Below are 12,125 nucleotides of genomic sequence, written 5' to 3' on the forward strand. Positions count from 1 at the left end.
ATTATATCCAATCTTTATGGTTGAAACAATATTTCTATTTATTTCCTGGGAGGAAGGTTTCTGTCCTAGATAAACTTTTCCCCTTCTTGATCTGGGCAAAATATCCTTTGGTTTCTGCAACAATTACACCGCTTAGCCCAATAAGGCCAATCAAATTGGGAATAGCCATTAAGCCATTGACGATATCTGCCAATATCCAGATAGTATCTAACTTTAATAGTGCCCCCATAGCCACTAACACAATAAAAATATATTTATAGGGTTTAATTCCCTTTACTCCAAATAAATACTCGGTACATCTTTCCCCATAATAATTCCATCCTAAAATAGTGGTAAAGGCAAAGAAGATCAAACCTATGGTTACAATAAAAGCACCTATTCCCGGTAGTCCCTGACTAAAGGCTGCATTGGTCATCTGTGCTCCTTCAAGATTTCCCTGCCATGCCCCTGTCATGATCAATACCAAACCTGTCATGGTACATACAATAAGGGTATCAATGAAAGTACCCGTCATGGAGATAAGCCCTTGCTCCACACAAGAATTGGTCTTAGCAGCTGCACTGGCAATGGGTGCACTTCCTAAGCCCGATTCATTGGAAAAAACTCCCCTTGCTACACCATTTCTAAGGGCAAACATCATGGTAGCCCCTAAAAATCCTCCTGTAGCTGCAGTAGGAGTAAAGGCAGATTTCACCACCAAGGCTATGGTTTGGGGTAATAATTTAATATGAAGTCCTAAAATGATCAAGGAGCCTAAAATATAAAATACCGCCATAAAGGGCACCAGGATTTCTGCTACTTTGGCAATACTCTTAATTCCTCCCAAGGTCACCAAAGCTACAAGAACAGTGATGATAATAGAAGCAACAACAACAGGTAGCTGAAAGGTGATTTTGGTTGCCTCTGCAATGGCATTGACTTGGGGGAAAGTCCCTATGCCAAAAAAAGCCACCCCAATGCCAAATAGGGCAAACATCTTAGCCAGCCACTTCTTACCAAGACCTCTTTCTATATAGTACATAGGGCCGCCTGACATCTGACCATTGTCATCTACCACCCTATACTTTACCGCCAATAATCCTTCCCCGTATTTGGTAGCCATACCAAAAAAAGCTGCCACCCACATCCAAAATAAAGCCCCTGGTCCACCGGCCTTAATGGCAGTGGCTACCCCTACAATATTACCCGTACCGATGGTAGCTGCTAGGGCAGTACAAAGGGCCGCAAAACTAGATACATCTCCTTGGGCACCCTCTTCCTCCTTAGCAAATAAATAGCGTAGGGCTAGAGGCAGTTTAAAAACTTGTAATACTCCTAAACGAATCGTGAGATAAATTCCAGTACCTACCAATAGGACCAATAAGGGTGGTCCCCACACCCAGGCATCAATTTGTTCCAATATTTTTGTCATGTTTTCCATTTTTTCTTCCTCCTTGTAATATGCTCTCTCAAGGAAGACCTCTATAAAAGACAGAGACCAAATCCATAGGATTTGGCCTCAAATTAATTCAACAATAAAGAATTAAGCATTCAGCTCTGTCCTTTTACCTGAGAGTTTCCCTGATTTCAAGAAAACGGCTAGCGCCGCCCTTGTGAAATAAGAAAGTTTACTCCCTTGCTAACAAGGTCAACTTTTTCTTATCCAAACAAATCAGATTGCTCCTTCGGTGCTCTAATTAGAGGCTCTCCAGAGGTTCGTCCAATAGCGGTCCTTTTGCCTGAAAGCGTAACTTCTTCGGCGGATCTTTTGATCTCTCTCCCACTATCTTCATCCGACTATATTCAATTATTTATGAATAGATTTTAACATCGGCACCGGAAAATTTCAAGGAGTTTTTTTTGTTTTGTGTTAGAATAGAAATGACTAAAAAATAGAAATCAAAAATCATCTTATAGCGCATAAGAAAGATATCTATAAAAAGGGTGAAGGATTATGCATAGTAATCTGTATATTTCTGAAAGATATTTGCAAAGTATTTTATATGAAATGAAAGAAATTGTGGAACAGGATTTAATTTTTATGAATCCCAAAGGAGAAATCATCGCCTCCACTGACCCTGAGCGTCTAGGTAGTGTTCATTATGGGGCAATAAAGGTTGCAAAAACCAGACAGGATTTGGTTATCCATAGCCATACCAAGTATAGGGGAGCTAAAAAAGGGATCAATATGCCAGTGATCTTAAACAATAAAATCATTGGAGTTATTGGCATCACAGGGGATAGTAATGAAATAGAAAAATATGTAAAAATCATTAAACGTTTGACAGAAATCCTAGTGAGGGATGGTTACATCAAGGACTTAGAAAATAACGAAATGGAAAAAGATCGAATGATAATGGAATCCCTACTCTTTAATGATAGGGAAATCGATGAAAATTATATTATAAAATACAAAAATCTATTTAATATTACCGATAATATTCCCCGTATTATCCTTGTAGCCACTGTGGTAGGCCATGAAAATAAAAGAATTTTAAATAAAGACAAGGTTCATCGATTATTTCGCTTGGTATTAAAGGATGAAAAAACCATTATCTCCCTATTTGGAAATAATATTGTCATTATGGTAGAAGTGGAGAATGAATACAGAAAACAAATTCACACTATGATTGGCTATGTGAAAAACAGAGTCAAACAAGAAGCAAACCTCCACTTGAAATTTGGAATAGGTGATGTACAAAGAGAATTATCCAATATAAAAAAATCCTATATTAAAGCCAGTGATGCTCTAAAATGGTCCCTTGCCGTGACCAAAAAAGAAATTACCTACTATGATGATATGGACACAGAAATCCTTTTTAATAACATTCCCTCAAATCATATCCATGAATATATTGATAAAGTCTTAGGCAGGCTAAACCCTTCGGAATTAAATGCCTACTCCAAGATTAGTGATCTTTATGAAAAACATAATGGCTCCATCAAAAGAATTTCTGAAGAATTATTTATCCATAAAAATACACTTCAATATAAAATTAACAAACTGGCTAAAATAACAGGATATGATATGCGTATCCTACATGACTTTACCGTCCTTCGCACAGCCTTTATATTAAGAAAATTTAATGAATAAACCCTTTTTTCATGTTTCCTATAACATAAAAAGTGCTTATTATCTAGAGATAAATGGTCTATAGACCGTTTATCTTTCTTTTTTTGTACTATATACTTTAATCACAGAAGGATAATTTTCAAAATATCTTTAAAAAGCAATGATTCACCGGTGAAAAAATTGCTTAATATTTTATAGTCATTTTAAACGTTTTCATAATCTATTTTATCTCTAAGGAGGTCAAAAATGAATATTACTGTATGTATCAAACAAGTTCCTAGTACTTCTGAAGTTGAAATTGATGAAAAAACAGGCAACTTAAAGCGGGACGGTGTAGATTCTAAAATTAATCCCTACGATTTATTTGCCTTAGAGGAAGCAGTAAGAATTAAAAAGAAAAATAATGCCACAGTTAATGCCCTTACCATGGGGCCCAATCAAGCAGAAGAGATTCTACATGAAGCCTATTGCTTAGGAGCAGATCAGGGCTATCTAATTACCGATAGAAAATGTGCTGGCGCAGACGTATTGGCTACGTCAAAGGCTTTATCCGAGGGCATCAAAAAAGTTGGAAAGTCCGACTTAATTATCTGTGGTAAGCAAACAACCGATGGAGATACTGCCCAAGTAGGCGCCGAGATTGCTGAATTATTAGGCATCCCCCATGCAAATAATGTATTGGAAATCAAAGAAGTGAAAGAGGATTCTATCATCTTAGATATAGATTTACCCACCATGGTGCAAACCATTGAAATGCAACTGCCTTGCCTACTCTCTGTAGACAAGGATATCAATCAACCTAGATTACCATCCTATAAGCTAAAAAAGGTGACCAAGGATAAAAAAATTCTCTCCTTTGGTGTAGCTGATTTTGAAGATTCAGATGAATCTCATTATGGTATGAACGGCTCTCCTACTCAGGTAGTTCGAATATTCCCTCCTGAGTCTACCAAAGAAACAGAAACCTGGGAGGGCAACTCTGATGAGCTTGCTGAAAAAATGGCTCAAAAAATTCTAGAGCTAAAAATTTTATAGGAGGCTAACTATGGCGAAAATAGAAATTATTCAAAGTGAAAAAATAAATGACCCCCAAGGCCAAGAAATAATAGGCATTTGCCCCTTTGGAGCAATAGAATTTAATGATGGAAAATTAGACATTAATTCTGCCTGTAAAATGTGTAAGATCTGCACTAAACAAAAACCACAGTATTTTAAATTTGTAGAGGATAAGAAAAAGAAAGAAATTGATAAATCCCTTTGGAATGGAGTAGTGGTATATGTAGAACATACCTATGGAGATATTCACCCTGTCACCTTTGAGCTCCTAGGAAAGGCTAGAGAGTTAGCCCATAAAATCGGCCATGAAGTATTCGCTCTATTTGCAGGATATGATATCCAAGAAAAAGCTCAGGAATTATTACATTATGGGGCAGATAAAGTATTTGTTTATGATAAAAAAGAGTTAAAAGACTTTCGTATAGAACCCTATGCAAAGGTATTTGAGGATTTTATCCATAAGCAAAAGCCATCAGTGGTATTGGTTGGCGGGACCACGATTGGTAGAAGTTTAGCTCCCAGGGTAGCTGCTCGATTTAAAACAGGATTAACTGCGGATTGTACCTGTTTAGAAATTGATGCAAATACAGATTTATCCCAGATTAGACCTGCCTTCGGGGGAAATATCATGGCCCATATAAAAACTCCAAATAGTAGACCCCAATTTGCAACCGTCCGCTATAAGATCTTCACTTCCCTTGAACGGATGTGTCAACCAAAGGGACAAATTATTTCCTGTGATATCGATAAAAGTTCTCTAACCTCAAAAATAAAGGTCCTCGATATTCGTGAAAAAGAAAAGGCAAAATACATTGAGGATGCCGAAGTGTTGGTGGTGGCAGGTAGAGCAATACAAAAAGAAGAAGATCTGGCTATGATAGAAAATTTAGCTAATCAATTGGGTGGAATGGTGGCCAGTACCCGCCCTCTTATTGAAGCAGGTTGGACTGATCCTAAGGTACAAATCGGACTTTCCGGGAGAACAGTAAAACCAAAACTCATCATTACCTGTGGAGTCAGTGGTTCTGTCCAATTCCGAGCGGGTATGGAAAATTCCGATACCATTATCGCTATTAATTCTGATCCAAAAGCCTCTATTTTTGACATAGCAAACTACTCTATTATTGGTGATATTTATGAAGTAATCCCTAAATTGATTGCAAAATTGCAACTTGAAAAGGCCGATGAGGCCGCTGCTACTCAAGCATAATCATGCATCTAAGTATAATAAAAAATCAGGAGGGTTTCTATGACTACAGCAACCATGATGAAATATAAAAAAATTGATGAAGAAGATATCAAATACCTTACATCCGTAGTAGGTGAGGATAGTATCTTTGTAGGGGAAGAAAACATACACGATGATTATAGCGGAGATGAATTGGCCGGTATTGAAAGATACCCGGAAGCGCTCATCTATGCTAAAAATACTGAAGAAATTTCCAAGGTTTTACGATATGCCAATGAAAATCATATTTCTGTTACCACAAGAGGCCAGGGAACTGGTTTAGTGGGCGGGTCTATCGCCCTATGTGGAGGAATTATGCTCAGTACAGAAAAAATGAATCAGATTTTAGAAATTGACGAGGAAAATCTTACTGTCACTGTAGAACCGGGAGTATTATTAATGGAGCTTACTGAATTTGTAGAGTCCCATGACCTTTTCTATCCTCCAGATCCTGGGGAAAAAAGCGCATCCATTGGGGGGAATATCTCTACCAACGCCGGCGGCATGAGAGCTGTAAAATATGGAGTGACTAGAGACTATGTCAGAGGTATAGAATTTGTACTGCCCAATGGTGAGATTATGAATTTTGGAGGTAAGATCGTTAAAAACAGTTCGGGGTACAGCTTAAAGGATATGGTGGTAGGTGCTGAAGGCACCTTAGGGGTAGTGAGCAAACTTATTCTTAAGCTATTGCCCCTTCCTAAATATAAGCTTAGTTTATTAATTCCCTTTGAGGACCTTTCAAAGGCCATCAAGACCGTCCCTGAGATTATTAAATCTAAGAATATTCCAACGGCTATAGAATTTATGCAAGGAGAGGTTATTCTTGCGGCAGAAGAATTTTTAGGAAAGAAATTCCCAGATAACTCCTCTGATGCCTATTTACTTCTGCAATTTGATGGAAATTCAAAGGAAGAATTGGAAAATGCCTATGAAAAAGTTGCCGATATTTGTCTTGATTGTGAGGCCTTAGATGTACTTATTGCCGATACAGATGAAAGACATGACTCTATCTGGTCAGCTAGAGGAGCTTTTTTAGAGGCCATAAAAGCATCCACCACCCACATGGATGAATGTGATGTGGTTGTGCCTAGAAATAAAGTCAGTGATTTTGTGATCTTTACCCACCAGTTACAAGAAAAATACAACATGAGAATTAGTAGTTTTGGCCATGCCGGCGATGGTAATCTTCACATCTATCTCTTGAAAGATGAAATGGATGATGAAACCTGGAATAAAAAAGCAGGGGAAGTATTTAAAAAGATGTACAATAAAGCCTTTGAAATGGGCGGAGCGGTTTCCGGTGAACACGGTATTGGATTTGCCAAAATCCCCTATTTAGAAGACGAGTTTGGTGAAGAAGGTATGGAGCTTTTTAGAGGAATTAAACTTGCCTTTGATCCCAATGAAATTATGAATCCTGGAAAGCTTGGTTCTAACTATAAAGTCAATTTATATCAATAAAAAGTATATCTATCTTATGGTAAGACCATGGAAACTTTCACAATTTATTTCATATTAAATCCTAAAATAACTCATTATATCCGTGGAGAATATCCCTATATTTTTACTTGCCTTTTATTATAGGGTCTGCACAAAAATATAGGGGTATTTCCACTTATAAGATGAGTGCTTACAGAGTTTAAAAAAATGTAAAGGTGGAATGTAGAGCATGATCAAGCAATTTTCAATCATTGTATCTGTGTTGGTCCTATCCTATATAATAGAAATAGGCTTTGGATTGCCCATACCAGCCTCTATTATTGGGATGTTATTGTTGTTGATACTCCTTTTTACCAAGGTAATTCCTTTAGAGGCAGTGGAAAACATTTCAGGATTTCTACAGAAAGAGATCACCCTATTTATCCTTCCCTTGGCTATCGGCATTATGGATATGGTGCATCTTTTCGACGGAAAGTTTTTCCTTACTTTACTGATCATTATCCTCTCCACTACCCTTTCTATCTTTGCTACTGCTCTAATCATGAAATTGATATTAGGAAAAAAAAGAACTTCAAAGGAGGCAAATAGTCTATGATAAATGCATTATTGCAAAACACTGCCTTTGGAGTGGCTCTAACCCTCCTTGCCTATGAAATAGGAAAATGGATACAGAAAAAAACCGGTCTTAAAGTGCTATCTCCACTGATTACGGCAACCGCTTTCATTATAAGCGTCTTAGTTTTATTTCATATCGATTATTCTACCTATCAGCCCGGTGCAAATATTATTATTTTCTTTGTTGGACCTGCTACAGTGTCCTTTGCCGTTCCCCTTTATAAAAATATAAGAGTCATTAAAGATAATCTTATGCCCATACTGGTAGGATTATTAGGGGGATTGTTCACAGGCATGATATCGGTTTTAGGGCTATGCTACGCTTTTGGTATAAACCAACAGTTAACCACCTCCATGCTTCCAAAGTCTGTAACCTCTGCCATAGGATTTGCTATCTCGGAAATGATTGGTGGGGTAGCTGAAATCACCTTGGTTCTTATTGTCGTAGCAGGTGTAACAGGCTATGTAGTAGGCGAATTTGTATTTAAAATTTTGAAAATAGATGATCCCGTGATAAAGGGTATTGCCCTGGGCACCAATTCCCACGTGGTAGGAACCGCCAAGGCCATGGAACTTGGGGAAAAGGAAGGTGCCCTGTCCTCAGCAGCCATTACCCTAGCAGGACTTCTTATGGTATTTTTAGTGCCTCTATTTATCAAGATTGTTGGATTATAAAATAAATGAGTAAATTAAAGGAGGATAAAAAATGACAAAAGTAAAAATCCCCTATTCTAGGGAGTTTATTCCCTTGGATATTCCAGATAAAAATATAGAGGGAATTTTAGAATCTACGGCTCATCATTTTAAGCCCGATGAAGATCAAGAAAGCCTTGTCAAAAATGCCTTGGAAAACCCCATTGACTCTCTCCTTCTCAGGGAATTAGCTAAGGGCAAAGAAAAGATTGTTCTCATCACCAGTGATCATACCCGGCCCGTACCCAGTAAAATCACCCTTCCTATTTTGTTGGAAGAAATTCGCAAGGGAAATCCCCAGGCAGACATCACCATTTTAATTGCCACTGGATTTCATCGTTCCACTACTAGGGAAGAGATGATTGACAAATTCGGAAAAGAAATCGTCGATCATGAAAAAATCATCAATCATGATTGTAGAGATCAACAACAGTTGATAAAGGTGGGTATCCTTCCCTCTGGAGGAGAGCTATGGCTAAATAAACTGGCTATGGAGGCAGATTTATTACTCTCTGAAGGCTTTATAGAACCCCACTTTTTTGCGGGATTTTCTGGGGGAAGAAAAAGTGTTCTGCCAGGAATTGCAGGAGAGACCACGGTGTTATCCAATCATTGTTCCAAATTTATTTCTAGCAAACATTCCCGTACAGGAAGTCTCAAGGAAAATCCCATACATAGGGATATGATGTTTGCAGCAAAGAAGGCAAAACTCTCCTTTATTTTAAATGTAGTGATTGATAATCAAAAGAAAATCATCCATGCAGTAGCTGGTGATAGTCTAGGGGCTCACCAGGCTGGATGCCAATTTGTGGAAGACCTAGCCAGTGTAAAGGCCAAACCCGCTGACATTGTCATTACTTCCAATGGAGGTTACCCCCTTGATCAAAATATTTATCAAGCCGTTAAAGGAATGACCGCAGCAGAGGCCTCTTCTAAAAAAGATAGTCTCATCATCATTGCAGCAGCCTGTAACGACGGTCATGGGGGCCAAGGTTTTTATGAAACCTTCCGAAATGCTTCAGGTCCTCAGGAAGTTATGGAAGAAATTCTGAAAACTCCTATGGAAAAAACTAAACCTGATCAATGGGAATCTCAAATTCTAGCCCGTATATTGATGGAACATGAAGTTATTCTTGTATCCGATCAATGTGATCCCCAGATCATCAAAGATATGCATATGTCCTATGCCAAGAGCCTTGAAGAGGCTTTGGACATTGCCAGAAGAAAGAAAGGAAAAGATGCAAAAATCACTCTCATCCCCGATGGGGTATCCGTTATTGTGAAAAAATAATATATCTTTGCAACCACCATTATAAGAAAAGGCATTATCTCTGATTCCTTATAATGGTGGTTGCATTTTTCTTTTATTTCCTTTATGATATACAATAAGAAATTCACCTAAGGAATTGCTTTATAATAAAATACTCTATATTGTATATGTCCGATAATAGGGTTCGGACGTCTCTACCAGGATGCCATAAACAACCTGACTACGATATCATTAAGTTTGGAAGGATTCTTACTCTCTTTCCAAGCTCTTTTGTTATCCTAGTCATGCTAGGATTTTTTATTGCCTCTATACTTTTAAACCCTAAATTTGACTATAGGAGAAAGATAATGATGAATAAAAGATTTTCCCTACAAGAAGTGACCAAGGAATTGGTGGCAGTAGCCAAAGGAACAAAGCCTGCCCAAATGGTCATCAAAGGAGGTAAACTGATTAATGTCAATACCGGCGAAATTCTTCCTCATATGGACGTAGCCATTACCCATGGAAGAATTGCCCTTGTAGGAGATGCTGCCCATACGATTGGACCAGATACTCAGGTTATTGATGCAAAGGGGCTTTATATTTCCCCTGGTTTCATGGATGGCCACATTCACGTGGAAAGCAGTATGATGACCGTAGGAGAATATGCTCGAGCAGTGGTACCCCATGGGACAACTTCAATCTATATGGATCCCCATGAAATCGCCAATGTACTGGGTATAGAAGGGGTAGGCCTAATGACTAAAGAAAGTCGTAATTTGCCCTTAAGAACCTTTGTGGCTATGCCCTCTTGTGTACCAGCTGCTCCAGGCTTTGAAGATACTGGTGCCCATATAGGACCTAAAGAAATTAAGGAAGCTATGGCCTGGGAAGAAGTCGTCGGACTAGGAGAAATGATGAACTTCCCTGGGGTCATTTATGGAGATGATTTTATCCATCAAGAACTACAAGCTACTTTAGAGGCCGATAAAACCATTACTGGTCATTTTTCTATTCAGGAGACCGGCGCTGACCTTAATGCCTATATTGCTTCGGGAGTAAGATGCTGTCATGAATCGGTAAGAGCAGAAGATGCCCTGGCCAAAATGCGCTTAGGAATGTACGTACAACTACGGGAAGGATCAGCATGGCATGATGTGAAAGAAACCATTAAAAGCATTACAGAAAATTCTATTGACAGTCGTTTTGCTACTTTGGTCAGTGATGATACCCACCCCAATACCTTAATTACCCTGGGGCATCTAGATCACATAGTGAAAAGAGCTATTGAAGAGGGAGTAAAACCCATTACCGCCATACAAATGGTGACTCTCAATGTAGCCCAATGCTTTGGCATGGATAAAGACCTGGGCACTGTCTCCCCTGGACGCTGGGCAGATATTGTTCTTCTCAGTGATTTAACCCAAGTAAAAGTAGAAAAGGTTATTGCCAATGGAGAGCTTGTAGCAGAGGAGGGAAAAATGCTTGTGGAAATTCCTAAGGTAGAATATCCAGAGGCAGCAAAGAATACCATGAATCTTGCTAAAAAATTAGAAGCTAAGGATTTTGTCGTCCCTACCCCTACTCCAGAAATGACCCAAGCTAAAGTCAGAGTTATGGAAATCATTGAGGCAAAGGTAGGCACCTATGCTAGAGAATGTGTCCTGCCTATAGAAAATGGTGTAGTCACCAATGATCTTGACCAAGATATTATAAAAGCTGTCGTTATTGAAAGACATCACGGCACTGGCACTATGGGAAAAGGCTTTGTTAAAGGCTTCCATCTCAAGGCGGGAGCCGTAGCCTCCACCGTAGCCCACGATTCCCACAACCTTCTTATTGTAGGCACTAATGATGAGGATATGGCCTTAGCGGGCAATACCCTGGCTGAAGTTGGGGGCGGAATGGTAGCCGTCAAAGATGGAAAAGTCATCGCCCTTCTTCCTCTCCCCATAGCAGGACTTATGTGCCAAGAACCAGCAGAAGAGGTGGCCAAGAAAGTAGAAGCTTTAGAGGAGGCTTGGAAGAAATTGGGCTGTGACCTGGTCTCTCCCTTTATGACTATGGCTCTCATTGCCCTAGCCGTACTGCCAGAGCTTAGACTGACCAATAGAGGATTGGTGGATACTATAAAGTTTGAGTTAGTAGATTTATTTGTTCAATAAGTCCTTCTATATTTCTATTAATTTTCTTTATATATATTTATCTATTCTTTCTTTAAAAGTCGTTTAAAACTATTCTTTTGGGTATAAATAGAATAAATACCTTTAAGGAGGATGCAAAAAAATGTACGGAAAATTAAATCAATATTTATCAAATCTAGCAGTATTAAATGTAAAGTTGCATAATTTACATTGGAATGTGGTAGGATTGGAGTTTGTACAAGTTCATGAGTTCACTGAATCCTTATATGATGATTTCTTTGAGAAATATGATGCAGTGGCAGAGTTAATGAAAATGAGAGAGGAAAATCCATTGGTTACTATGGAAGACTATCTTAAAAACTCCTCCATTAATGAATTAAAAGAGAATAAGTTTTCTCCTGCTGAAGTACTAGAAATTGTAAAAGATGATTTAAGCAAGATGAGAGATTTAGCCATTGAAATCAGAAACTTAGCCGATGAAGCTAATGATTTTGTAATAGTAGGCGAGTTTGAAGGTCATGTTGCCGATTATGATAAAAACCTATGGTTCTTAAAGGCAATGCTTACAAAATAGAGAGAGAAATCCAAAGGGACTAGTTTTCAAAAACTAGTCCCTTATATTTTAAAATAGGAAATCTATCTACA

10 protein-coding genes and 3 riboswitches are annotated in these 12,125 nt (G+C 38.4%); of the genes, 9 read left to right on the top strand and 1 reads right to left on the bottom strand.

Annotation, left to right across the window (positions count from 1 at the left end; genetic code table 11):
* Window positions 1-34: 34 nt before the first annotated feature.
* Window positions 35-1,420 carry an alanine/glycine:cation symporter family protein gene (locus tag NSA47_RS04830; RefSeq protein ID WP_444546810.1) on the bottom strand — a complete coding sequence of 462 codons (1,386 nt, stop codon included), beginning with the start codon at window positions 1,418-1,420 and terminating at the stop codon, window positions 35-37.
* 114 nt (window positions 1,421-1,534) lie between these two features.
* Window positions 1,535-1,693: riboswitch (glycine riboswitch) on the bottom strand.
* Between the two features lie 3 nt (window positions 1,694-1,696).
* Window positions 1,697-1,772, bottom strand: a riboswitch (glycine riboswitch).
* Between the two features lie 161 nt (window positions 1,773-1,933).
* Here NSA47_RS04830 and NSA47_RS04835 point away from each other — a divergent pair.
* From NSA47_RS04835 to NSA47_RS04875, 9 genes are all read left to right on the top strand, one after another.
* Entirely contained in the window at window positions 1,934-3,073 is a 1,140-nt protein-coding gene (locus NSA47_RS04835; RefSeq protein WP_257529783.1) for a CdaR family transcriptional regulator, read from the top strand.
* A gap of 225 nt (window positions 3,074-3,298) precedes the next feature.
* On the top strand, window positions 3,299-4,087 hold the full coding sequence (locus tag NSA47_RS04840) for an electron transfer flavoprotein subunit beta/FixA family protein (RefSeq protein WP_257529784.1): 789 nt from the start codon (window positions 3,299-3,301) through the stop codon (window positions 4,085-4,087).
* Between the two features lie 10 nt (window positions 4,088-4,097).
* Entirely contained in the window at window positions 4,098-5,318 is a 1,221-nt protein-coding gene (locus NSA47_RS04845; RefSeq protein WP_257529785.1) for an electron transfer flavoprotein subunit alpha/FixB family protein, read from the top strand.
* 57 nt (window positions 5,319-5,375) lie between these two features.
* Window positions 5,376-6,800: an FAD-binding oxidoreductase gene (locus NSA47_RS04850; protein ID WP_257529943.1), complete on the top strand. Its 1,425-nt coding sequence runs from the start codon at window positions 5,376-5,378 to the stop codon at window positions 6,798-6,800.
* A gap of 208 nt (window positions 6,801-7,008) precedes the next feature.
* Window positions 7,009-7,374: a CidA/LrgA family protein gene (locus NSA47_RS04855; protein WP_257529786.1), complete on the top strand. Its 366-nt coding sequence runs from the start codon at window positions 7,009-7,011 to the stop codon at window positions 7,372-7,374.
* Window positions 7,371-8,069 (top strand): LrgB family protein, encoded by a 699-nt coding sequence (locus NSA47_RS04860; protein ID WP_257529787.1) that lies wholly within the window; start codon window positions 7,371-7,373, stop codon window positions 8,067-8,069. Before NSA47_RS04855 ends, NSA47_RS04860 begins: the two co-directional genes overlap by 4 nt.
* A 31-nt stretch (window positions 8,070-8,100) precedes the next feature.
* A complete protein-coding gene (gene larA, locus NSA47_RS04865) occupies window positions 8,101-9,378 on the top strand; it encodes a nickel-dependent lactate racemase (protein WP_257529788.1) in 1,278 nt (425 codons plus the stop codon).
* 120 nt (window positions 9,379-9,498) lie between these two features.
* Window positions 9,499-9,600, top strand: a riboswitch (purine riboswitch).
* Window positions 9,601-9,704: 104 nt separating this feature from the next.
* Window positions 9,705-11,501 (top strand): adenine deaminase, encoded by a 1,797-nt coding sequence (gene ade / locus NSA47_RS04870; RefSeq protein ID WP_257529789.1) that lies wholly within the window; start codon window positions 9,705-9,707, stop codon window positions 11,499-11,501.
* 121 nt (window positions 11,502-11,622) lie between these two features.
* Window positions 11,623-12,054 (top strand): Dps family protein, encoded by a 432-nt coding sequence (locus NSA47_RS04875; RefSeq protein ID WP_257529790.1) that lies wholly within the window; start codon window positions 11,623-11,625, stop codon window positions 12,052-12,054.
* The last annotated feature ends 71 nt before the right edge of the window (window positions 12,055-12,125 follow it).

Source organism: Irregularibacter muris (genome assembly GCF_024622505.1).
GTDB classification, from domain to species: Bacteria; Bacillota; Clostridia; order Eubacteriales; family Garciellaceae; genus Irregularibacter; species Irregularibacter muris.